This is a genomic window from Veillonella parvula (genome assembly GCF_032575955.1).
GTDB lineage: Bacteria > Bacillota > Negativicutes > Veillonellales > Veillonellaceae > Veillonella > Veillonella parvula_J.
The window spans coordinates 80,953-105,899 of record NZ_JAWFXN010000001.1; the positions used below are offsets into that span (position 1 = coordinate 80,953).

Sequence of the window (24,947 nt, forward strand, 5' to 3'; positions counted from 1 at the left end):
TAATGAGTAATGCAATCGATTTTGAACAACAAGATAAAGAATATATAGCCAATACGTATGGTCGGTTCAACGTATGCTTTGAAAAAGGAAAAGGTTCTCTCTTGTGGGACGTAGATGGTAAAGAGTACATCGACCTTGGTTCTGGTATTGGCGTAACCGCTTTTGGCGTTGATGATGATGAGTGGACTGAGGCTGTTACTAAGCAGTCTCATGCATTGAATCATATTTCTAATTTATACTATTCCTTGCCACAAATTGAGCTAGCGAAACAGCTCTGTGCGAAAACGGGGATGAAAAAGGTATTTTTTTCTAACTCTGGTGCGGAGTCTAACGAATGTGCGATTAAGGCAGCGCGTAAATATAGCCATGACAAATACGGCGAAGGGCGTCATATAATTGTTACCTTAGTCAATAGTTTCCACGGTCGTACTATTACCACCTTGTCCGCGACAGGACAAGATGTATTCCATCAACATTTCTTCCCATTTACGGAAGGCTTTATTTATACCCCAGCCAATGATATTGATGCGGCTTTGAAAGCCCTTGCTAATCCAGCTGTTTGTGCCATCATGATGGAACCTATTCAAGGTGAAGGTGGTGTTATGCCATTAGATAAGGAGTTTGTCCAAAGCGTAACAAAATATGCTCATGAACACGATCAACTGGTACTCATCGATGAGGTACAAACTGGTAATGGTCGGACTGGCAGCTTATATGCATACCAACAATTTGGTATCGAACCAGATGTGGTATCTACTGCAAAAGGTTTGGCCGGAGGTCTACCCATGGGTGCCACCTTATTCAATGAAAAGATGCAATATGTATTAAATGCTGGTGCTCATGCTACTACTTTTGGAGGTAATCCAATCTGCGCAGCTGCAGGTAATACTATTATTAGCCGGTTAACTCCTGAACTCCTTGACTCTGTAAAAGCAAAAGGGGAATATGTAAAGGCTACCTTAACTGGTAAAACTGGCATTCTTGGTGTTAGCGGTATGGGCCTTATGCTTGGCATTGAAACTACGGTTGATGCTAAAGCTGTTATAGCTAAATGTCTTGAGAAAGGTGTAGTATGCTTATCTGCTAAAAATAAGGTGCGTCTTTTACCAGCTCTTAATATTCCGCAAGAACAATTAGAAAAAGCTATTGCTATTTTAGCTGATGTAATTGAAGAATTAGCGGCACAGTAAGATTTTGTTTAACTTTCATAAATATTGTTTACTATAGTTATGTAACATTGAACTATGGAAATAAACCGATGATTATATAGACTTTACTCCGTATTCGTGTTACCCTAAAAGAAACAGTCTATATTGGAGGAGTAAATATGAATACAGAATCCTTACGTAATGAAGTATTGGTTCCAGCGGTAGCAAAAACGTTGGACATTGCAGCTAAAGCAAAACCTACAAAAGAAGAAATTATCACAACGGCGAAAATCACCGCTGCTGTGACAGTTGCAACAGCTGTTGTATCCTTAGCGGTACAAGCAGTATTGCGCAACCGATAAGAAACTGAGAAAACGACATGGCGCGCTGCCTGTCGTTTTCTTTTACTTTTACCATGTTATTCCCCTAAATAAGGGGTTTTTCTTGGTGCATGTAGGTTTTGTATTTATAAATTCGGAGACTGTTTAATCGTTATATATTAGCGATGCATATTGATATTAGAGGAGGCGATACGATGCATAGTCGCGATTTAATAGAGCAATATAAAGGCTACGTTCAAAATTGGCGTAGATATTTTCATAAACATCCAGAGCTCAGCAATGAAGAGTTTGAGACGACAAAGACACTCGCTAAAGAACTAGAATCAATGGGCGTAGAGGTTCATGTAGACACAGAACGTGGTATCGGCTTAATCGGCATTATCCATGGTGCTAAACATGGAAAGGCTATCGCGTTGCGTGCCGATATCGATGCACTGCCTGTTCATGAACATAATGCAGTGGACTATAAATCAGAAGTAGAAGGCAAAATGCACGCTTGCGGTCATGATGGACATATGGCTATTTTATTAGGTGCGGCTAAGATGCTAATGTCTATGAAAGACCGTATTGAAGGCGATGTGTATTTAGCATTCCAACCTGCGGAAGAAACTGGAGCAGGGGCTCCGGATTTCATTAAATTTGGCGATTGGTATGATAAGGTAGATGCTATCTTTGGAGGGCATGTGTGGATCGATTTGTCAGCGGGACTCATGTCTGTAGAAGAGGGTCCTCGTATGGCTGCGAGTAGCCAGATTACTATTAATGTAAAAGGCAAACAAGGTCATGGTGCACAGCCTCATCAAGCGATTGATGCTATCGTGGTGGCTAGTGCCATCGTTATGAATTTACAAACCGTGGTTTCTCGCAATGTGAGTGCCCTTGATTCCGTCGTTGTTACGATTGGCAATATTCATTCTGGCTCAGAATGGAATGTCATCCCTGGGGAAGCTTCCCTAGGCGGTACAGTTCGTTTCTTTGATCCAAACCAAGAACAATATATTGTCGATACTATTCGCCGCATTGTAGAACACACTGCAGAGGCCTATGGAGCGACTGTTACATTAGAATATATAAAAAAAGTGCCCCCTACTATTAATGATCCTGAATCCAGTGAACTGGCAGAACGTGTCGTTATTGATACATTAGGTAAGGACAAGCTTTCTAAGATGCGTAAAGTAATGCCGGGGGAAGATTTTGCATGGTATTTACAAGATAAACCAGGATGCTTTGCCTTTATTGGTATTCAAAACCCTGATGTAGAAGCTACCTTCGATCACCATAATAATAGATTTAATATGGATGATACCGTATTATCTGCAGCATCAGCGGTGTATGCGGAATATGCCATTGCTTGGTTACAAGAAAATAAATAAATTTTAATATAATAAACCCCTTTACATTTTTCGTAAAGGGGTTTATTATATTCCAATATTAAATCATATGTAATTAAAATGGTTTCCTGTTAAAGTATAAGTTTTAGTGCTTTGCGGATAAAAAGGGCCTTTCTTCGCCGGACGGTTCTAGAAGCCAGAAAGGATGTAATGAACGATCAAGTTTCTATTTCAACAGCAAATATTCGTGGTGCTTTTGGGGCATTCTTTATCCCTGGTATGTACACAGCTTTATGGGCTGGTTTTGTGCCATATTTAAAAGCAAAGCTTAGTATTGGTGAAGATGTATTAGGTTCCATGATCTTGTTGCTCGGTGTAGGTTCTTGTTTATCCATGGCTATAGCAGGTAAGCTTGTAGAAAGCTTTGGGTGTAAGAGAGTCGTTTTGTTAGCTAGCTTTATTGGTATGGTATCTCTTGCCATCGTTACTATGTGTCCTACTATTGCTACAACAACAGTAGCCCTGTTCTTTTTTGGTATTGGTGTAGGCCTTAGTGGTGCTTCTGCTAATTTACAAGCTATCCTAACAGAAAAGGTGAGCAAAAAACATTTAATGGGCGCCTATCACGGTGGCTGGAGCTTAGGTGGTTTTGCTGGTGCCGGTGTTTTGCTTGTGCTTTTAAAAATCTTATCGCTGCCTGTTAATCAAAGTATTTGGGGACTTCTCATCGTACTATTTATTGCGATGGTTGTAGTCAGCCAATTTATGTTGACCTTTGGTAGTGATCCAAATGCAAAGGTTACTAAAAAATCTAAAAGCCCATTGTCCTTTCATCCAATCGCTCTTATTTTTGGTTTATTGTCCTTTGTTTCTTACTTGGTAGAAGGTGCTGTAGGGGATTGGAGTGCATTATATTTATTTGAAGATAAAGGGATTGTTATCGAAGAGGCTGTCATGGGTGTAATGCTCTTTAATGGTACTATGTGTATAGGCCGTTTGCTTGGTAATAGATTAGGTAAACACTTAACATCAAAGCAAGTTGTTGTTGGTGGCTACTTACTTGGCTCTATTGCGATGGGGCTTATCGTGTTCTTGCCAGGTCATGCATCCATGTATACTTACTTATTATTGGGTATTTCATTAGCTATGATAGTACCAAACCTATTCTCTGCAATGGGGGAACAAAATGTCATTCCTATGACACAAGCGGTCGCAACATCCACAATGCTCGGTTATATGGGTATTTTGATGGGACCTGCCTTAATTGGTTTCATTGCGCACGGTACAAGTCTTACAGTAGCATTTATCGTATTGACTATATTGCTTGTTGTAAGTGCAGGTATTGGTAAATACGCATACCATTTAATGAGTAAAGACTGTGGTCTTAGTGAAGAACAAATTTAATAGCCTATAATTAAGGAGCTACGATTTTCGTATCGTAGCTCCTTCTTCATATTTTTATATTTTATGTATTTCTCGCATTAAAAAGCCACAGGTCTAGAACCTGTGGCTTTTAGAACTATCATTATATATTGATTAGATTAGCGATCGCCATTGAAGATGGAGTTTTTAACAAGCACATAGTCTACTTTGCGAATGGCTTGTAGAGTCGTACCGCCAGCGTAAGAAATAGCGGATTGTAAATCTTGTTCCATTTCAGTTAATGTATCGAAGATAGAACCTTTGGAATCGATGAAGATTTTTTTACCTTCTACATTTTTGCGTTCCCCTTTTTGGAACTCAGAAGCGGAACCAAAGTATTCTTTTACAGCTTTGCCGTCAACAATCTTTTCTTCTCCTGGGGATTCCTCGTGACCTGCAAAGAGGGAGCCAATCATAACCATAGTAGCACCAAAGCGAATGGATTTTGCGATATCTCCATGGTCACGAATACCGCCGTCAGCGATGATAGGTTTAGTAGCTGCTTTTGCGCACCAGCGAACAGCCGCTAATTGCCAGCCACCAGTACCAAAGCCAGTTTTCAATTTTGTGATACATACTTTACCAGGACCGATGCCTACTTTAGTCGCATCAGCACCAGCATTTTCTAGTTCACGAACTGCTTCTGGAGTGCCTACATTACCAGCGATAATGAAGGTTTCAGGTAAGTTCTTTTTTATGTATTGAATCATTTCGATGACCGCATTGGAATGACCATGTGCAATATCAATAGTGATATATTCTGGGGTTAAGTTTGCTTTCTTAAATTCATCAACTAAAGCAAATTCTTCAGCTTTTACGCCGATAGAAATAGAAGAATATAGGTTAAGGTCGTGCATACGTTTTACAAAGTCCATACGACGTTCTGGTTGGAAACGATGCATGATATAGAAATACCCTTCACGAGCTAATTTTTCAGCCAACTCTTCGTCGATAATAGTTTGCATATTAGCAGGTACTACTGGCAAGCGGAATGTGCGTTTACCTAATTTTACATGTGTATCACATTCGCTACGACTGGAGACAATACATTTGTTAGGAATCAATTGCACGTCTTCATAATCAAAGATGTTAGTTGTATTAATCATAGTTTCTATATCTCCTTCGAGTATTACATATTGAACCTGTACCATTATACAAGAGACTCATAAAATTTTCAATACGTTCCGAATATTTTGTTTGGTGTAAGGGATAAACTGTAGTACAATACAAGTAGATTGTATAAATAATATATTCATTTATAGATATATGGTAAAAGGAGGTTGATTAATGTGGAACAGTCTAAAATCCGTATGCTTACTGAAGCTGGCGTAGCAATTGCCATTGCTCAAGTGTTGTCATTTATTACGATTTTTCATATGCCACAGGGGGGCTCTATTAAGGCGGCAGCTTTGGTACCACTCATGATTTACGCATATCGTTGGGGCGGAACACGAGGTATCTTCGTAGGTGTTGTATATGGTATATTACACTTTATTTTAGGCTTTAAATCATCTGTTCATTATTTAAGTATTGTATTAGACTACTTGGTTGCTTACGGTGCTATTGGCGTTTGTGGTTACTTTAAAGATTCTCTTTCTGGACTTATCACTGGATCCATCGTAGGTATTGTATTGCGTTGGGGGGCATCTGTTACGAGCGGTGCTGTAGTCTTTGCTAGCTATGCTCCGCAAGGGCAGAATCCTTGGGTTTATTCTATGATTTATAATGCATCCTATATGGTGCCAGATGGCCTTTTAAATATTGCAGTTTTACTATTCATTTACCAAGGAGTTAAACGAGGTTTACAACGTCGTGGATAAATTAGGTTTAATTATTTTGGCTGGAGGACTCAGCACTAGAATGGGGCAACCTAAAGCTTTGTTGCCTTGGATTAATGGTGAAAGTCTTATATCTCATGCCCTTCGTAAGGGCTTAGATGCAGATGTTCAAGATATTCTTATCTCCATCGGTGATGACGAGCAATTAGGACTTGCTATACAGACCCATATTATAGATACATTATCGAATGATGAGAAAAATAAGGTTTCTATTGTTCGGGATTCTGTTGGGCGATGCGGACCTTTAGGGGGGCTGTATAGCACTCTAGCGGTTGGTACTAGTTCTGCTTATGCAGTAATGGCAGTAGATATGCCATTCATGGAAATGGATTTGTATTATGATTGGCTCTATCAAGTAGAGCATAATGATTGGAATGCCATTGTCCCATATAGTGAAAGTGGAAAATCTGAGCCGATGGCCGGTATTTATAGGCCATATATTGCGTCCTTAATTCAATCTATTCTTGTTGGCGAAAATGTATCCTTGCATCATGCTCTTGACGTCATTGGGCATATTGAGTCCATTGATGCTACTGACTATAGCTGGGAATTAAGTAATATTAATCGCTTTGAAGATTATCAATGGGCGCGAGCTTTGGCGGAAAATGAATTTCGCCGTGTACCTTTAATTAGTGTGGTCGCATCAAAACGTAAAACAGGTAAGACAACTGTTGTAACGCGTCTTGTGTCTGAGTTACAAAATATCGGTTTATCGGTTGGTGTAGTAAAAAGCGATAAGCATGGCTTTCAGATGGATCATGAAGGAACAGATACAGACCTTGTCTATAAAGCTGGAGCTGATGCGGTTGCAATTGCAGGGCCTACTGAAACAGCGATTCGTATACGCACGAAAGAACAATCCAACTTGTATGAAATATCACAGTTTATGCCTGTAGATATAGTTATACTAGAAACGAGATCCCAAGGGATTGCCCCAATTATAGAGGTTACTCAAGAGGGATATACGGAAGAGCTAATCTCGGATCCGATGGACCGAGTGGCGACGATAGAAATTGGCAAATTGGATCAAGACGTACCTGAATTGGTACGCCACATACAGGAAATGATGAGGAGTTTAAATGGCCGTCGTTACTGTTGAGAAGGCTCTCCAATTATGGGATGAAGCCTTACAAACGCAAGTTCATAAAGTTGAAACAATAGATGTTAAGGCTGCGAAGGGGTACGTGTTAGCAGAGGACATTATTGCACCCACAGACGTACCTGCATTCCCAAAATCTGCTATGGATGGTTATGCCATCGCCTACGAAGAAGGTCGTAATGAATATATCGTTGACGGTATTATTGGTGCTGGTGTTGTATGGGAACATCCCGTAGACGTTGGTCATGCGGTGCGTATTATGACTGGTGCACCGGTACCAGATACATGTGATACTGTCATCATGCAAGAACAAGTGGTTGGCACTGGTGAACCACAAACTACAATTACGATTCAAGGCAAATATCATTGTGGTGATCATATTATTCCACAAGGTGAGGAGTGTGTTGCCGGCACCATTGTAATCCCACGTGGTACAGAGGTAACATCTACAGTACAAACCATTTTGACGGGGCTAGGTATGACGGAGATATCTGTTAATGCTATGCCTCGTGTATTAGTTCTTACCTCTGGTCATGAGGTTATTGAACCTGGTGAAAGTTTAACACCTGGTAAAATTTACAACTCTAATCGAGCTATGATTTGTGGGCTCTTGGAGGATTTAGGGTTTCACAAGATAATACACTATCATGTAAGTGATGCTCCGGAGGAGCTAGATTCTGAAATCAATCATGTTTTGAAACTTAGTGAAGAAGCAGATATTATTATCAGTTCTGGTGGTGTATCGGTAGGTCTTTTTGATACGATGCCTCTTATTTATGAAAAATTGGGGGCAGAATCTATTTATGCCCGTATTCAAATGCGACCGGGTGCAGCATCCTATGGTGCGGTTACCACGAAAGGTCAGATTATCTTTGGTTTGTCCGGTAATCCAGGGGCTGCCTTTAATGGATGGCATTTAATCGTAGCGCCTACCTTGAAGCGTTATAAAGGGTTGGCTAATTGGACGACTCCAGTGGTGGCTTGTGTAATGGATACAGAAATCTTCAAACGTAATGCTTTTGATCGTTATGTACAAGGGAAAGTCATATTTTGCGGTGGAGCGCCACGTTTTGTGGCTAATCGTCACTTTAATAGTAGTAGTATGTTAGGGCTATATACTGTGAATGCGTTGGCATGTATTCCACGAGGAACTCATGAAGTACATCCTGGTGATACATTTAATGTGTATCTATTAGGCTTGCTGCCTGCAGTTTAGACCCTTTTGATTTTTAGATTCTTACTTTAAGGCGTTAGATTTTTTAGAGTTATAGAGTTTTAGAGTTATAGATACAAATATACTAGTTAAAAAACTATAATATTTATAGCTAATCATAATGTAAAAAGACGAGGTTTCTTAGGAGGCCTCGTCTTTGCGTTTATTCAAAATATTTCGTTTATCCAAAATAATTTTAATTTTGTTACCAAAGATACTGAAATTAAATCTCAATTAAATTATAACAAAATTAAGGGAAGGATATTTTTTTAGTTATATCAATTGGTTTTGATAAAATTGTTTTAATCTACTTTTTATTTACTTTTACTATTATATAGCTATATAAGGAGTGATTTCTATGAGTAAGACTTTCACAAAAAATATCCCAGTAAACGAAATTTTACATCTAGGTGAGCACCTAGAGTATAAAGAGGGACAAGTGATTAGTATTACAATTGCTCAAAATGAGCGACTCAGCATTACACTATTTGCGCTGCCTAAGGGGGAAGAAATCTCTACGCATGTAACAGTAGGCGATGCGATTGTGCAAATCCTCGATGGTGAGGCGCATATCGTTGTTGGTGATGTGGAACATACTGTGAAAGCTGGTGAAACCTTGATCATGCCGTCTGAAGTGCCTCATAGTTTGGATGCACGAGAAAGCTTCAAGATGCTGTTGACCGTAGTTAAATAAATATATCATAATAAATGCATCCCTTAGATCAATAAGGGGTGCATTTTATATGTATTCTTTACAAGCTAGAGCTACACCTAAAGAGCATCACGATGGAATTGTGAAATCTTTGGTATTTAATATTAATGAATTAGAACAAAGTGGATTATTTGAAAGTATTCAAGTATATAAACGGAATTTAGTACAAGTGTATAATTCCAAACAATGTACCGAACCAGTTGGCACTATTGTAGAGAACGTGTTATTTGGTACTTGGACACAGGATGAAACTGATTTGTTAAATGTAGGTAAAGCACAAGAACTGGCGTTAAGAGCGAAATTACCTTAGGGAGCAAAAGTGTAATGGACTATTTTGACTATTCATATAAACATAATTATATAGAGTTTAGCAGCAACATATATAGGGTTAGTACATATCATTACAACTGGCATGCAGAAACAGAGATTTTTATCTTGTTAAAAGGTAGTGTTGAGATGAGTTGCAATGGTGAGGTGTTTACGTTGAAACCTCTTGATGTTGTGATTATCTCTCCTCAAGTAGGGCATGCAACATTAGCCCTCGAAGAGGATGCTATAGCCTTTGTTATTCATGTAGGTAACGAGTTCTATCAACAGTATGATCCGGATTTTGGATCGTACCAATTTGTTTTGCGTTCAGATGATAGTACGCGTCATAACGAATTCTTTACAACCTTACGCCATCATGCTGCTATGACGATGTTGTTGATGACTAAAGGTGAAAGCCCAGTATATCGAATGTGGATAGAACATCATTACTTAGCTTTGGCCGGTGATGTATTTAGAGAGTTTGATCCGATTAAAAAGGTTCACGAAAATGCTAGACCTGGCGATATAAAACCAGCATCTTTTGATAAAATGATTGCCTATATCGATGAGCAATATGAGCAGAAAATAGAGTTAGAAGATATTGCTAAAATTGGAGGCTATAATATTGCCTATACATCGCAGTTTTTTAAACGGCAAATGGGGATTTCATTTGTTGAGTATGTATTGAGGTTAAGAATCCGTGACGCTACTGTTCGCTTAGCTAGTACGGATGAGGCTGTCGCAAGAATTGCAAGCGATTGTGGATTTGCAGATGTGAAAGCCTTTAATGTGGCTTTTAAAAAACACTTTAATATGACCCCCACAGAATATCGTAAGCAAGTCAAAAGCATTGGGCGTAAAACCGTCTTACAAGATTGGAAAGAAATTATTTCTGTAGACAATCAAGATGTTCTTGATATATTGCATTCATTCTTGTCGTATGAAGATGATTCCCGAGCTAAGAGCGAATTGGAATTTATGAGTAAAAAATTGGAATCTTTGAAAGAAAAGTTAGCAGATGTAGTAAAGGATTTATAAAGGTATTTTGTTATATCTCTATGGCAACTAGATTCTTATAGTAACTAATTCTTATAGTAGCTAATTCTTATAGTAGCTATATTCTTGTGATAAGAGTTTGGTAAGCAAATTATTTTGATGAATTTATGACACATATAGAAAGATTAGAATTGGGTAAATTTCTATATCAAGAAACCCTATAAAGTTATTGAAAAAGCACTACTGTTGATAAGTAGTGCTTTTTTATATGTATTTTCCGGGTGAATTTATATATTGTTATAGTCCCAAAATACAATAAATCGAGAGAAATCTATCTTTTTTCGTTGATTTTAATATAAAAATTACCTTTTAATTTGGATAGTTATATTCACTAAACTGAGTAGAATATATCTCATCAGGAGTAAAAAAATTAGTAAGTTATAATTTTGGAGGATATATGAATCAAGTAAAATTTATGGAAAACGTAGGTAAAGTTGCAACTGTTACTGCTGTAGCTATGTATGTATCTTATTTCCCACAAATCATGCATAACCTTGCACACCCAGGTACTGGTGATTGGATTCAACCACTTGTAGCTGCAATCAACTGTACATTATGGGTAGCGTATGGTTTGTTTAAAGAACATAGAGATATTCCAGTAGCATTAGCCAATGCACCAGGTATCTTCTTTGGTTTAGCAGCGGCTATTACAGCGGTTATGTAATTTTAAGAATAGATATATAATGCTATAGAAGCATAAAACTATAATTTATTAATATATAAAATAAGATTACTGTTGACCGTTATTAATTATATATATCATAATGAATGCATCCCTTTGATTAATAAGGGGTGCATTTTTTATGTAAATAATTGAGAGGTATTTATTTGATTTTATGAGGGGGGTTACGTTGTTATGGACTACTTTCACTATACCTATAAACACAATCATATAGATTTCAATAGTGATATATATAAGGTTAGTACATATCATTACAACTGGCACAGTGGCGTTGAAGTCTTGATCTTGTTAAAGGGCAGAATCGACATGAGTTGTAATAGTGAGGTTTTTACAATGGAACCTCTTGATACCATTATTATTTCTCCTCAAGTAGGTCATGCTACGTTGGCCTTAGAGGAGGATACAACAGCTCTTGTTATTCATGTAAGTAAGGAGTTTTTCCAATACTTTGATCCTAACTTCGGCATGTACCAATTTGTATTGCGCTCAGATAAAACTAATAGGGATAATGAATTCTTTACGTTCTTACGTTATCTTGCGGCACAAATGATGTTGTTAATGGTGAATAGTGAAAGTCCTGATCGTCAATTATGGTTGGAGAGTCACTTTTTAGCCATGACGAGTGATATATATCGTGAAATTGATGCGGTTAAGACTATCCCTATACATACAAAGCCTGCTGATATGACTGTAGCTACCTTTGATAAAATGATTGCCTATATTGATGAAAACTATAAGCAGAAGATAGAGTTAGAAGATATTGCTAAAATAGGCGGTTATAATGTGAACTATACATCTCAATTTTTTAAACGCCAATTAGGGGTTTCCTTTTTAGAGTATTTGTTGCGGTTGAGATTACGAGAGGCTACAGTTCGTTTAGCTAACTCTGAAGATGGAGTAGCACATATTGCGAGTAGTTGTGGTTTTGCAGATATTAAAGCCTTTAATGTGGCCTTCAAGAAACATTTCCATACAACACCATCTGAATATAGAAAGCAAGCAAAAGAGATGGGGCGTAAGACAAAATTACATGATTGGAAGGAAATTATTTCTACTCAGGAAGAAGATATTATAGACATTTTACAAACTTACTTACCCTATCAAGATGTCTCTATCGATAAGAATAGATTAGATGAGGCTAATCAAAAGTTACAGGATGTTAGAGACCAACTTGAGATGGTTATAAAAAGATTACAATCATAATTTTCATTCTTATAATAACTTGTAATTAGCTATAATTTCATGATTTTGAAAATTAAATTAGGTGGATATACAATTATTAGGTATAGGTGATTTTGTATATTTGTTAATCCTATTAAAATATATGGTGAAAGAGCACTACGTTCTGATGGTAGTGCTCTTTTTTTTATAATCATATAGGTGAAATTGTATATTTTTAATGGATTAAAAGAAAATAATTAAGGAAATTTTGTATGTGTTTGACAGACTTTCACCAATAAAAATCAACTTGTAAATTGGATAGTTATATACTGAAAAAAGAGTAGAATAGAATTATCGAAAGGAGCTAAGGTTCCGAAACAGAAATAATCACGTCTTAAATATTGAAGTCTTTTTGGAGGTTTGCGATGAGTACGAAGGAACAACAAGTACAAGAAATGACAAATAAGATAGCTAATTTCATTTCTTATATGGCAAAGGTATTGCCTGATGATGTACAAGAAAAAATTCATGAATTGGCACAGGATGAAAAAAATCCTATGGCCAAATCTATTTATGAAACAATGCAACATAATATGGATTTAGCAGCTCAGCTTAATCGTCCTTCTTGTCAAGATACTGGTGTATTACAATTTTGGGTAAAGGTTGGATCTAATTATCCCTTACTAGGAGAATTAGAAGATATTCTAAGAGAAGCAACTTATAAGGCTACACAAGAGGCTCCATTACGATTGAACTGTGTAGAAACTTTTGATGAGTTTAATACTGGTAAAAATATTGGCCTCACTGCACCTTATATTCACTGGGATATCATTCCTGGTTGCGATGATGTAGAAATCTTCCCTTATATGGCTGGTGGCGGGTGTTCCTTGCCAGGGTCAGGTAAAACATTGATGCCAGGCGAAGGCTATGAAGGTGTTGCTAAGTTTGTTCTTGATTTGATGACAAGCTATGGATTGAATGCGTGTCCTCCACTATTGGTAGGTGTAGGGATTGCTACAACTATTGATACCGCTGCTGGATTATCTAAAAAAGCATTAATGCGCCCTGTATCTTCAAAAGCACCTAATGAAAAAGCGGCTTATATGGAACAATTGTTAGAAGATGGAATTAATAAGATTGGTATTGGACCTCAAGGTATGGGTGGGGATAAAACTGTTTTAGGTGTGAACATTGAACATGGTACACGTCATCCATCTGTTATTTCTTGTGCTGTTAGTGTAGGTTGTTGGAATCATCGTCGCGGCGATCTCGTATTTGACAAGGATGGTAATTGCACAGTTAAATCTCATAAAGGAGTGACATTATAATGGCTAAGAAAATATTAACTACACCTATTCAACAATCTGATTTAGCAGGCATTAAGCCAGGCGATGTGATTTATTTGACTGGGCATATTACAACCTGTCGTGATATGGGGCATCGTCGTGTGGTAGAAGAAGGTAAAACGTTACCGGTTGATGTTAAAGATGGGGCTATACTTCATGCAGGTCCAATTATTCGTACTATAAGCGATAATGAATTTGAAGTTGTATCTGTAGGACCTACTACATCTATGAGGATGGAAAAATACGAATATGAATTTGTTAAAAAGACAGGTGTACGTCTCATTGTAGGTAAAGGTGGCATGGGGCCTGAAACAGCACGTGCCTGCAAAGACTTTGGTGCACTACACTGTGTGTTCCCTGCAGGTAATGCGGTTCTTGCTGCTACAGAAGTCGAAAAAGTAGAATCTGCTAACTGGCGTGAACTTGGAATGTGCGAAACGTTATGGACTTTTAAGGTAAAAGAATTTGGCCCTTTAATCGTATCAATCGATGCTGACGGCAATAACTACTTTGAAGAAAAGAAAATAGAATATAATAAGAAAAAAGATGAAATATTAGACGAAATATATAAACACGTAGGTTTCATCAAATAATAAGATAAGAATAGCGATTTCTTTATATTATGAATAACTTCATAACTTGTAAATATATCTATATGAGAAATAATCATTAATAATATTGTTTTGTGATTTACAGCGTATCTTCATATAGATATACTATAAGAGTATGACTACCATGAAAGGAATTCTCATGGATTATAGTATTGCTATTACACTGGGATTTCTTGTATTTGCAATTGTAATGTTTGCATTGGAGAAAATCCCATTGTCTATTACGGCTATGATCGTGGCCGTTGGATTACACCTTTCTGGTGTATTAACTGCAACGGAAGCTTTTAAAGGTTTCGTTGACTCTAATGTTATTTTGTTTATCGCTATGTTTATTATCGGCGCTGCTTTCTTTGAAACAGGTGTAGCTGTTGATGTTGGTAACGTTGTTAATAAATTTGCTAAAAATGAAACTATCCTTATTATTGCTATTATGATGCTTACAGGTATTATGTCCGGCTTCTTATCTAATACAGGTACTGCAGCGGTTATGATTCCTGTTGTTATTGGTATTTGTAAAAAGGGTGGTTTTAACCAAACTAAATTCTTAATGCCAATCGTATTTGCCGCTGCTATGGGGGGAAATATTTCTATGATTGGCTCTCCTGGTAATATGATTGCAAATTCTAATTTGCAAGAAGCCGGCCTTGGATCCTTTAGTTTCTTTGCTTATGGTGAAGTAGGTTTACCTATGCTTATTGTAGGTACTTTATTCTATGCATTCATTGGTAAAAGATTCTTACCTGAGGTTCCAGCACGTGAACCTGATCCAAACTATCAAAAAAATGCTGATTTCAGTCATGTTCCAGTTTGGAAAAAATGGGTAGCTGGTTTGGTATTGGTGTTGACTATCGCTGCTATGATTTTTGAAAAACAAATTGGTGTATCCTTAGCGGTTAGTGCCTGGGTAGGTGCACTTGTTATCGTAGCGACAGGAGTTATTACCGAAAACGAAGCAGTTAAGTCTATCGATATGAAGACAATTCTACTATTTGTAGGTTCCTTAGCTCTTGGTACAGCAATGGTAAAATCTGGGGCAGGTGCATATATTGCAAATCTTATTGTTGATGCTTTGGGGGATACACCTAATCCATTGGCATTATTAGCGGTACTTTTCTTCCTATCTGTATTTATGACAAACTTTATGTCCAATACAGCAGATGTTGCATTGCTAGCTCCAATCGGATTGTCTTTAGCATCTCAATTAGGTTTTGATCCTAAGGCGATTCTTGTTGCAATCGTAATTTCTAGCTCTCTTGCGTATGGTACACCTATAGGGATGCCTGCGAATACTATGGTATATAATGTAGCTGGTTATAGTTTTAAGGACTATGTGAAAGCCGGCGTACCGTTGATTGTAGTATCTGCAATTGTATCTTTAGTATTGTTACCGATTTTGTTCCCGTTTAACCCGTAATTATATAAAGGTTAGTCATACAAAACCGTCACCATAGGTGGCGGTTTTATTTTTGTACTATTGGGAGAGAATATTTTAGTAATAAGTTAATATAATATAGAGATAGGCAAGAATTGATTAGACATATGGTCTACTTTCATATATAATAGATTACTGTAGTTGTACAAATATACACCTACAGTAGACAGTTAATATTAAATATTATTGAATATTAGAGAGTAAGGTTATAGTTGTTATATAGTTTATAGATGGCCTTAGTGCCGAGGAGGCTTTATGTTAAGCGATATTGAGATTGCCCAACAGAATACAATGGAGAAGATTCAGGTTATTGCCGATAAATGTGGTTTAAAACCTGATGATATTGAACAATATGGTCATTATAAAGCGAAAATTTCCTTTGATGCCATTCGCCGTTTAGAATCTAAGCCAGATGGTAAATTGGTGTTAGTCACAGCAATCACGCCAACACCAGCCGGGGAAGGTAAGTCTACAACGAGCATTGGTCTCGTACAGGGGCTACAAAAAATCGGTAAAAATGCAATTGCTACATTACGTGAGCCATCCTTAGGACCTGTTTTTGGGATTAAAGGTGGTGCAGCAGGTGGTGGTTATGCTCAAGTTGTACCTATGGATGACATCAATCTTCACTTTACAGGTGATATGCATGCTATTACAGCGGCCAACAATTTATTATCCGCTATGATCGATAACCATATCCATCAAGGAAATGAATTGCAAATCGATTTGCGTCAACTATCTTGGACACGTGTTTTAGATATGAATGATCGTGCTCTTCGCAATGTGACAGTTGCACTTGGTGGCAAAGTATGTGGATTCCCTCGGGAAGATCATTTTATGATTACCGTTGCTTCTGAAATCATGGCTATTCTTTGCTTAGCTAAGGATTTAGAAGATTTGAAAGAACGTTTTGGTTGCATCGTTATCGGTTGTAACTTAGCAGGTGATCCTGTTTATGTTCATCAACTTGGTTGCCAAGGGGCAATGGCGCTTCTCATGAAAGATGCTATCAAGCCAAATCTCGTACAAACATTGGAACATACACCAGCTATTGTTCACGGTGGTCCCTTTGCAAATATCGCTCATGGTTGTAACTCCATTGTAGCTACAAAACTAGGACTTAAGCTTGGTGATATCGTAGTTACGGAAGCGGGCTTTGGCGCTGACTTGGGTGCTGAAAAGTTCCTTGATATTAAATGCCGATACGGCGATATTTTCCCTGATGCAATCGTTATCGTAGCTACATTACGAGCTCTTAAAATGCATGGTGGTGTACCAAAACAAGAGTTGAATACAGAAAATGTTGAAGCCGTAACTAAAGGTTTCAGCAACTTACAAAAAGCAATTGAAAACATGCGTTATTTCAATGTGCCTGTATTAGTGGCAATCAATAAATTTGCTAGCGATACAGATGCAGAAATTGCTGAGTTGACTCGCCTATGTGATGAGTTTGGCGTGCCTGTAGAGCTTAATGAATGTTGGGAAAAGGGCGGCGAAGGCGGCACTGATATGGCAAAAAAAGTCGTAGAGTTACTTGAAGGTCCTAAGCCAACACCTAAATTCGTATATGATTTGGAAGATAGTTTAGAGGATAAAGTTAATAAAATCGTTAAAACTATTTATGGTGGCGATGGAGTTATCTTTACGGACAAAGCCAAAAAGCAAATTAAACAATTAGCAGATTGGGGACTGGATCGTTTGCCTGTATGTATGGCGAAAACGCAATATTCCTTATCTGATAATCCAGCATTATTAGGGGCTCCAACAGGATTCACTATTACTGTATCCGATATTCGTGTTGCCAATGGGGCAGGCTTTATTGTATGTCGTACAGGTGATGTAATGGTAATGCCAGGCCTTCCTAAACGTCCTGCTGCTCTTAATATGGATATTGAAGCAGACGGCACAATTAAAGGCTTATTTTAATAGATATTGTTTATAGTAGAACGTTTCTTAACTGGAGATTTATAATGTCTGCTATAATTAGTTATATTTTTATTGTGTTTAATATTTGTAGATTTTTATAGTAATTACAAAGCGATAACAAGACATATCTTGTTATCGCTTTTACATGAGGCCTTGTTATGAAATTAGTGGAACAACGAGTGATAGATTTTGTGGCTGCTACTGCATCGAAAGAGCCAACACCAGGTGGTGGTGCTATTGCAGCACTAACTGCCGCAACAGGTGCGGCTTTAGCAGAAATGGTAGCAAACCTTACATTTGGTAAAAAAGGTTATGAAGCGGTTCAGCCTGAAATGGAGGAGCTTCAAGCTAAAGCAGAAGCGATTCGCAAGCGCATGCTCGAATTATCTCAAGCTGATGCAGATGTATTTAATATCTTTATGAACGCCTTAGGATTGCCAAAGAATACAGATGAAGAAAAGGCTGCGCGTACAGCTGCTATTCAACAAGCATACAAAGATGCGGCTATGGTACCTTTTGAAATTGGAGAATTAGCGAATCAAATATTTGATTTAGCAGAATTAGCCTCTCGTAAGGGGAATCAAAACCTTATTACAGATGGTATTATTGCTGCCATTAATGCGCGTGCTGCGGTGAAATCGGCTTTTTTGAATGTGCGTATTAATTTATCTGGTATTAAAGATGAAAGTTTTGTAGCAGAACTAACATCTAAGATGTATGCCATTGAAAAAGATCTTGATGTTAAAGAGTCGTCTATCATAGGGTTATATGAATAATAAGAGATTATAATATAAATCCAATAATATAACCGAGCAAACTATAAAAGTTCGGGAAATAATATAAAGAGAGCCTATTAATACATATAAAATAATAGACTCTCTTTTTTGTATTGTTAAAATCCGAACGATAGTGTAAAATAAACGGGTGATATTTCGAGATTTTATGTAGGAGACATTATGACAGATCAAAAACAAATGAATACGGTCGATAGCATGCTGCCCATACCACAGCTCTTTGCCTTTGGTTTACAGCATGTACTTGCTATGTATGCTGGAGCTGTTGCGGTACCGATTATTGTGGCACAGGCGATGAATTTACCGGTGGAGGACTTGATTCGACTTATTACAGCAGACTTGTTTACCTGCGGCATTGCGACCTTAATTCAAACATTAGGCTTCGGTAATATAGGTGGGCGTATCCCTATGATCCAAGGTGTTACCTTTGCATCTGTCGGACCTATGACTATGATTGGGGCACAGCATGGTATGACTGCCATTTACGGTGCCATTATTGTAGCAGGTCTATTTACTTTTATAGTAGCTCCATTCTTTAGCCGTCTAATTCGACTGTTCCCCCCTGTTGTAACGGGAACCATAATTACTCTTATTGGGATTAACTTAATGCCAGTTGCCATTAATTGGATGGGGGGCGGCGTAGGAAATCCAGAATTTGGAAGCTATACAAACATAGGACTTGGGTTTCTTACGTTCTTAATTGTTGTATTTGTATACAAGTTTGCTAAAGGTTTCTTAAGTAATCTTTCTGTATTAATAGGCTTGATCGCAGGCACAGCAATTGCCTTTGCAATGGGGGTTGCTAATTTTGATGAAGTTGGTCGATCTCAATGGGTTGCTTTCATTGAACCATTCTATTTTGGTTTGCCAACCTTTGACTGGGCTTCTGTACTATCTATGATTATCGTCATGCTCGTTGTCATGGTAGAGACGACAGGTGATAGTATTGCTATTGGTGAAATTGTGGATAAGCCAATAGGTCGAAAAGAATTGGCTTCTGTTATTCGTGCCGATGGTATTTCTACTTTAATAGGGGGAATTCTTAATAGTTTCCCATATACAGCCTTTGCTCAAAATGTAGGACTTATTGCGGTTACAGGTGTTAAAAGTCGCTTTGTAGTAGCTGCATCTGGAGTAATCTTAATTTTGTTAGGTTTATTCCCTAAATTAGCCGCTATTGTTGCTAGTATACCAAATGCAGTACTCGGTGGTGCTGGCATTGCTATGTTTGGCATGATTGTTGCTAGCGGTATTCGCTCTCTTGGCAAGGTTAGCTTTGATGGTAATCATAACTTGATGCTTGTGGCGATTAGTATTGGTGTGGCTATGATCCCTATTGCGGCGCCGAACTTTTATGCTAATTTCCCTGATTGGGCACAAATTATATTAAAATCTGGCATTACCTTTGGTAGTATTACGGCAATCTTGCTTAACTTATTACTCAATGGTGTTAATCATGGCGATGAAATTCAAGAAATGGGTCGTCGCTAAATAATACATACGAGAACTCTATTCCTATAGAATAGAGTTCTTTTTAGTGATTAAATTCACAGGGAAAATGTATGAATACTATGCTATAATATATAGATAATTGTAGAACTATTTTGTGATACTTTCATAAAATAGGAATACAGTCTGGATTTACAATTAAGTGTTTATAAAAAGTTATGTATATGGAATGTTCCCATAAGAAGGGAAGGGGCACGTGGCAGACGGAAAGATTATTGCTATCTCCATTAGTGAGAAAAAAGGGCAAAAAAAACATAATATTGAATCCGCCAATCTCATTGTTGATCATGGGATGGAGGGAGATGCTCATGCAGGAAATTGGCATCGCCAAATCAGCTTGCTTGGTATTGCGAGTATTGATCACATGAGGGCACAAGGTGCAGATGTCAAACCTGGTGATTTCGCTGAAAACATTACAGTAGAAGGCATGGTTCTTTATGAATTAGCTGTAGGGACTCACTTACAAGTAGGTGATGATGTGATTCTTGAAATTACTCAAATTGGCAAAGAATGTCATCAAGGTTGTGAAATTATGAAACAAGTTGGTTCCTGCATTATGCCTACACAAGGTATCTTTGGTAAGGTTCTTAAAACTGGTACGATTCATGTAGGTGATGAAGTATCTATTATTAAGTAATTTTGTATTAGTAAATGAGGTGTGTTATGAAAGACGCATGGGGTCGTACAATTGAATATGTACGTCTGTCGTTGACAGATGCGTGTAATTTTTGTTGTCCCTACTGCCGACCTGCAGAAATTACTCCTCAAAGTCAAACACAACTATTATCTGTTGATGAATGGATGAATATATTAGGGGCCTTCCATCATATTGGTGTGAAGGCAGTACGCCTCACAGGCGGTGAGCCTTTGCTCTATCCACATATCGAAGAGTTACTAGGTCGCATTAAAGAAACAGGTTGGTTTGAAGATATTTCTATGACTACCAATGGTAGTTTATTAGCCTCACGAGCGCAACGGTTAAAAAAACTTGGCTTGAATCGTGTGAATATTAGTTTGGACTCTCTTGAAACTGAAGCTTTTGCCACCTGTGTTGGTAAAGAGGGGCAGTTGGAGTCTGTTCTCGACGGTATACGTAGCGCTATTAATGCTAACTTTAAATCCGTTAAGATTAATACGGTTTTATCTCGTTATTGGTCCGATGATGAAGTTAAATCTTTATTACAATATGTTGAAAAATGGCCTGTTGTTTGGCGGTTTATTGAATACATGCCGTTCCAAGGTGATGCCTTTCATGGACCTACCTTTGATGAATGGAAGGAACAATTAGAACGCGTTAGTGGCGGATCTCTCACAGAGGTTCATTCTGTTTATGGCTTTGGTCCTGCTACATATTTGGCACTACCTAGTGGTAAGGCTGTAGGCTTTATATTCTCTATGTCTCATAGCTATTGTGACACTTGCAATCGTGTACGTCTTACATCTGACGGTCAAATGCGATTGTGCTTGTTGCGAGATGATGAGGCTGATCTCGTATCACTCGTACGCAAAGGTGTATCTATAAAGGACTTAGCTAATCATATTGAACGTGCTTTGCAACGAAAACAAGAACGACATGATGGTATAGGTATGGATCAACCTGAGCGTCCAATGTGGCGAATCGGAGGGTAGTATGGGATTTTTTGATTTTTTAAAGCCTAGATCAAAGGAGAATGTTGAATCATGCTGGCCTGGAGGCAAGATGCTTCAAGTCCATATAGAATACGATACACAAGAAACCGTATTTACTTATTTTGGTCGTTATGGGTTACAGTTTAGCGTTCCTAAGTCTAATTTGACGAATGTTATTGTAAAAGAAGTAAGTCGCACTCATAGTGTGCTTCAACTATATAGTGGTGAAAACTGCGTAGGGACTAGTGATCTACTCCCTACTGAGGCCTGTAATATTATGAAGGATTGGGTATTACAATATTAATAATATGAATGTTGATATTTTATAGGAGTGTAATAAATTTTCTTTACATTCCTATAAAATAAGCATATAATTATTCATGTCATGGACCACTAGCTCAGCTGGCAGAGCACCTGACTCTTAATCAGGGTGTCCAGGGTTCGAACCCCTGGTGGTCCACCAGAGTAAAGAACTCACATTTTGTGTGAGTTCTTTTTTTGTGTAAATATTTTTCTTTTAGCTTTTTACATATCTTTTTAGCCTTTATATAGTTATTTACATGGTTAAAATACGTTGTGGTTTAATCCTATTTTTCTCAAACGAGTAGTCATTGATTTAATTAAGTTTATAAACTTTGATATTAATTGAATATAGTATTGATACAATATAATATATTTTATAGACAGTAAAACTATAATAGCTTATGATGGTTTTATAATAGTTTTCTCACTAGGAGGTACCAAATGGCAGTAGATGTTTCTAGAACACAAGATGTGTATAAAGATGCTGGCCAAAGTGTCAACTTCACCACTTTGTTATTAAACCGTAAAGATCATGAGGCAGAGCTTGAAGTGATTCAAGATATGGCAGATCGTATTCAAGCCATTAAACGTTCTGTTAGTATTCGCGCTAATGGGGAAGGTTTGGGCATTGCCTTTGGCTTTAGCCGTAAGGCATGGGATTATTTGTTCCCTAATGCACCGGTACCAAAAGAGTTAGAAGACTTCGAAGGCATAAAAGGTGATAAACAAGATGTACCCGCTGTAGCAGCTGACTTATTTTTGCATGTCCGCTCTAATGATGAATCTGTTACGTATACTGTAGTAGATCAAATTATGGAGTTCTTACGCCCTATTACATCTGTTGTAGATGAAACCCATGGCTTCCACTACGAACAAGGTCGTGCGATTATTGATTTCGTTGATGGTACGGAAAACCCTGTTGGCCAAGAGGCTGTAGAGTGGGGCGTTATTGGAGATGAAGATCCTGAATTTACTAATGGCTCTTATGCATTTGCACAGAAATATGAACATGATCTTGATGCATGGCGTGCACTTCCTACAGAAATGCAAGAGAAATTCATTGGCCGCCGCAAATTTAGTGATATCGAATTAGAGGATGACGAAAAAGACCCGGCAGCTCACAATGTAGTGGCTCAAGACAATCGTGATGATGAAGAACATAAGATCGTTCGTATGAATGTTCCATTTGCTCAACCTGGTCAAGGTGTTCGAGGCACATACTTTATAGGTTATGCTCGTTACTGGGATGTGACCAAAACAATGCTTACCAATATGTTTACACAAAACGATAAATTGCTTGATTATTCTAAGCCTATTACGGGCATGCTATTTTTCATTCCGTCTCTTGATACATTGGATGCTATTGCAGAAGGTGAACTATAATCGATTTCTAATTGATGGTGGAGACTAAACATTTATCTAATTAGCTAGTAATGTTTAGTTCTATCTACAAGATTAAAATTTATTATATAATTCTATAGAAAGCGCCCCAAGTGGGCGCTTTTATGCTATAATAAATCTATTAAACTCGTAAAAATCCATTGTAGTTATAAATGAGGTATTCTATGAATTATACTAGCACCCGCGGTACCGTTGCGGTAAATGAAACATATGCATTGTTGCACGGATTGGCAGAGGATGGTGGCCTATATGTACCATCTTTATTCCCTACAAATTGCTTAACTTACAATGATGTGAAAGATAAAAACTACCAAGAAGTAGCAGCCGTTGTTTTAGCAAAGTTGTTTCCATGCTTTTCTGAAGCTCATTTAAATGAAATGATTAATTCTGCTTACTGCGATGCTAATTTCAGCACTCGTGATATTGCACCATTACACTCTTTATTGGAAAAGGTTTCCGTATTAGAATTATTCCATGGCCGCACACAAGCTTTCAAAGATATGGCATTATCCTTATTTCCATACCTTTTAGTAGCTGCTAAGGAGGCTGAGGGTGAGAAAAAAGAGGTTCTTATCTTAACGGCTACTTCTGGTGATACTGGTAAAGCAGCTCTTGAGGGCTTCAAGGATGTACCGGGAACTCATATTCAAGTATTTTACCCGACTGATGGCGTTAGTCCTATGCAAGCGGAACAAATGCAAAAACAAGAAGGGGAGAATGTTAATGTTACGGCTATTCATGGCAATTTTGACGATGCTCAACAATTCTTGAAACGCCTCTTTGTTGATAAAGCGACTGCTGAAGAGGTTGCTGAAAAAGGAGTTATGTTCTCCAGTGCGAACTCTATCAATATTGGTCGTTTAGCTCCACAAGTAGTTTACTATGTAAATGCCTATGCTGAACTGGTTGCACAAGGTGCAATCCATGAAGACGAAGCTTTCAACGTTGTAGTTCCAACAGGTAACTTCGGTAATATCTTGGCTGCTTACTATGCTAAAAAAATGGGGATTCCTATCGGCAAATTGATTTGTGCATCTAATCAAAATAACGTACTTACTGACTTCTTTGAAAACGGTACCTACGATATGAACCGCCCATTCTATACGACGATTTCTCCATCTATGGATATTCTTGAATCCTCTAACTTTGAACGATTCTTATATTATATTTCTGGTGAAGATAGCGAACGTACAGTAGGATGGATGAAAGATCTTAAAACAACAGGCAAATTAACTGTTAATGAAGAAGAGTTCAAACGTGTTAAGACTGATTTTGCTGGTGCCTATGTAGATGATGAAGAAACGAAAGCAATCATTGAACAAGTATACAATTCTTACGGTTATGTAATGGATCCTCACACGGCAGTTGCTATGGGGGCGTATATGAAGGAGTTGGAGAAGCATCCTGAAGATGGCGCTCGTCATACAGTGATTGCATCTACAGCACATCCATTTAAATTTCCTACACCAATCTGTGAGGCATTGGATATCAAGGTGGGCGAGACTCCTTATGAAAGCTTAGATAATATCTCTGCTGTAACAGGTGTTGCCTTCCCTAAACAATTGGAAGCCTTACAATCCAAACCATTGCGCTTTACAAAAGCAATCGACAAAGAGAATATGAAACAAGAAATCTTAGATTTTGTAGATACGTTCTCTAAATAATACAATGCCGCCTTTCCTTA

24 protein-coding genes and 1 tRNA gene are annotated in these 24,947 nt (G+C 37.8%); 24 read left to right on the forward strand and 1 reads right to left on the reverse strand.

Going from position 1 to position 24,947, the window contains the following annotated elements:
- The first annotated feature begins 2 nt into the window (after positions 1-2).
- The 4 genes from E7L28_RS00355 to E7L28_RS00370 all read left to right on the forward strand — a co-directional run bounded on the left by E7L28_RS00355 (position 3) and on the right by E7L28_RS00370 (position 4,224).
- Positions 3-1,190, forward strand: coding sequence for an aspartate aminotransferase family protein (locus E7L28_RS00355; RefSeq protein ID WP_004696605.1), 1,188 nt, complete (start codon positions 3-5; stop codon positions 1,188-1,190).
- A 137-nt stretch (positions 1,191-1,327) separates the two neighbouring features.
- The gene (locus tag E7L28_RS00360) at positions 1,328-1,510 is read left to right on the forward strand and encodes a hypothetical protein (RefSeq protein ID WP_004696604.1); all 183 of its coding nucleotides are present in this window, start codon (positions 1,328-1,330) and stop codon (positions 1,508-1,510) included.
- A gap of 173 nt (positions 1,511-1,683) precedes the next feature.
- Positions 1,684-2,862, forward strand: a complete 1,179-nt coding sequence (locus E7L28_RS00365) for a M20 metallopeptidase family protein (RefSeq protein ID WP_316711356.1) — start codon at positions 1,684-1,686, stop codon at positions 2,860-2,862.
- A gap of 168 nt (positions 2,863-3,030) precedes the next feature.
- Positions 3,031-4,224 (forward strand): MFS transporter, encoded by a 1,194-nt coding sequence (locus tag E7L28_RS00370; protein ID WP_195394629.1) that lies wholly within the window; start codon positions 3,031-3,033, stop codon positions 4,222-4,224.
- Between the two features lie 137 nt (positions 4,225-4,361).
- Here the strand turns inward: E7L28_RS00370 and E7L28_RS00375 are convergent, their stop codons facing one another.
- Positions 4,362-5,348, reverse strand: a complete 987-nt coding sequence (locus tag E7L28_RS00375; protein WP_004696596.1) for a GMP reductase — start codon at positions 5,346-5,348, stop codon at positions 4,362-4,364.
- Positions 5,349-5,531: 183 nt separating this feature from the next.
- On the opposite strand from E7L28_RS00375, the gene thiT reads away from it, so the two are divergent.
- The 20 genes from thiT (at position 5,532) to thrC (ending at position 24,927) form a co-directional block, all read left to right on the forward strand.
- Positions 5,532-6,062, forward strand: a complete 531-nt coding sequence (gene thiT / locus E7L28_RS00380; protein ID WP_021148398.1) for an energy-coupled thiamine transporter ThiT — start codon at positions 5,532-5,534, stop codon at positions 6,060-6,062.
- Entirely contained in the window at positions 6,055-7,179 is a 1,125-nt protein-coding gene (gene mobB / locus E7L28_RS00385; RefSeq protein WP_077708605.1) for a molybdopterin-guanine dinucleotide biosynthesis protein B, read from the forward strand. Before thiT ends, mobB begins: the two co-directional genes overlap by 8 nt.
- Positions 7,160-8,395 carry a molybdopterin molybdotransferase MoeA gene (locus E7L28_RS00390; protein ID WP_316711359.1) on the forward strand — a complete coding sequence of 412 codons (1,236 nt, stop codon included), beginning with the start codon at positions 7,160-7,162 and terminating at the stop codon, positions 8,393-8,395. Before mobB ends, E7L28_RS00390 begins: the two co-directional genes overlap by 20 nt.
- Before the next feature lie 355 nt (positions 8,396-8,750).
- Entirely contained in the window at positions 8,751-9,086 is a 336-nt protein-coding gene (locus E7L28_RS00395) for a cupin domain-containing protein (protein ID WP_008714361.1), read from the forward strand.
- 49 nt (positions 9,087-9,135) lie between these two features.
- A complete protein-coding gene (locus tag E7L28_RS00400; protein ID WP_155086037.1) occupies positions 9,136-9,414 on the forward strand; it encodes a DEAD/DEAH box helicase family protein in 279 nt (92 codons plus the stop codon).
- A 14-nt stretch (positions 9,415-9,428) separates the two neighbouring features.
- Complete coding sequence (locus E7L28_RS00405; protein WP_316115200.1) at positions 9,429-10,451, forward strand: AraC family transcriptional regulator; 1,023 nt, start codon at positions 9,429-9,431, stop codon at positions 10,449-10,451.
- 415 nt (positions 10,452-10,866) lie between these two features.
- Positions 10,867-11,133, forward strand: a complete 267-nt coding sequence (locus E7L28_RS00410) for a SemiSWEET family transporter (protein WP_004698672.1) — start codon at positions 10,867-10,869, stop codon at positions 11,131-11,133.
- A gap of 192 nt (positions 11,134-11,325) precedes the next feature.
- Positions 11,326-12,354: an AraC family transcriptional regulator gene (locus E7L28_RS00415; protein WP_316711364.1), complete on the forward strand. Its 1,029-nt coding sequence runs from the start codon at positions 11,326-11,328 to the stop codon at positions 12,352-12,354.
- 383 nt (positions 12,355-12,737) lie between these two features.
- On the forward strand, positions 12,738-13,640 hold the full coding sequence (gene ttdA / locus E7L28_RS00420) for a L(+)-tartrate dehydratase subunit alpha (protein WP_012864637.1): 903 nt from the start codon (positions 12,738-12,740) through the stop codon (positions 13,638-13,640).
- Complete coding sequence (gene ttdB / locus E7L28_RS00425) at positions 13,640-14,251, forward strand: L(+)-tartrate dehydratase subunit beta (RefSeq protein WP_123137789.1); 612 nt, start codon at positions 13,640-13,642, stop codon at positions 14,249-14,251. Before ttdA ends, ttdB begins: the two co-directional genes overlap by 1 nt.
- 157 nt (positions 14,252-14,408) lie before the next feature.
- Entirely contained in the window at positions 14,409-15,683 is a 1,275-nt protein-coding gene (locus tag E7L28_RS00430) for an SLC13 family permease (RefSeq protein WP_316711367.1), read from the forward strand.
- Positions 15,684-15,956: 273 nt separating this feature from the next.
- Positions 15,957-17,627, forward strand: coding sequence for a formate--tetrahydrofolate ligase (locus tag E7L28_RS00435; RefSeq protein ID WP_316711369.1), 1,671 nt, complete (start codon positions 15,957-15,959; stop codon positions 17,625-17,627).
- Between the two features lie 158 nt (positions 17,628-17,785).
- Complete coding sequence (locus tag E7L28_RS00440) at positions 17,786-18,403, forward strand: cyclodeaminase/cyclohydrolase family protein (protein WP_316711372.1); 618 nt, start codon at positions 17,786-17,788, stop codon at positions 18,401-18,403.
- Between the two features lie 180 nt (positions 18,404-18,583).
- Positions 18,584-19,912 (forward strand): nucleobase:cation symporter-2 family protein, encoded by a 1,329-nt coding sequence (locus E7L28_RS00445; RefSeq protein ID WP_012864632.1) that lies wholly within the window; start codon positions 18,584-18,586, stop codon positions 19,910-19,912.
- A gap of 214 nt (positions 19,913-20,126) precedes the next feature.
- On the forward strand, positions 20,127-20,567 hold the full coding sequence (locus tag E7L28_RS00450) for an MOSC domain-containing protein (RefSeq protein WP_105086684.1): 441 nt from the start codon (positions 20,127-20,129) through the stop codon (positions 20,565-20,567).
- A 26-nt stretch (positions 20,568-20,593) separates the two neighbouring features.
- Complete coding sequence (gene moaA, locus E7L28_RS00455; protein ID WP_038125498.1) at positions 20,594-21,559, forward strand: GTP 3',8-cyclase MoaA; 966 nt, start codon at positions 20,594-20,596, stop codon at positions 21,557-21,559.
- A gap of 1 nt (position 21,560) precedes the next feature.
- Positions 21,561-21,863: a hypothetical protein gene (locus E7L28_RS00460; RefSeq protein WP_316711373.1), complete on the forward strand. Its 303-nt coding sequence runs from the start codon at positions 21,561-21,563 to the stop codon at positions 21,861-21,863.
- An 83-nt stretch (positions 21,864-21,946) separates the two neighbouring features.
- A tRNA-Lys gene (locus E7L28_RS00465) sits at positions 21,947-22,022 on the forward strand.
- Positions 22,023-22,303: 281 nt separating this feature from the next.
- Entirely contained in the window at positions 22,304-23,245 is a 942-nt protein-coding gene (locus tag E7L28_RS00470; protein ID WP_008714341.1) for a Dyp-type peroxidase, read from the forward strand.
- 182 nt (positions 23,246-23,427) lie between these two features.
- Positions 23,428-24,927, forward strand: a complete 1,500-nt coding sequence (thrC, locus tag E7L28_RS00475; RefSeq protein WP_012864628.1) for a threonine synthase — start codon at positions 23,428-23,430, stop codon at positions 24,925-24,927.
- Positions 24,928-24,947 lie beyond the last annotated feature (20 nt).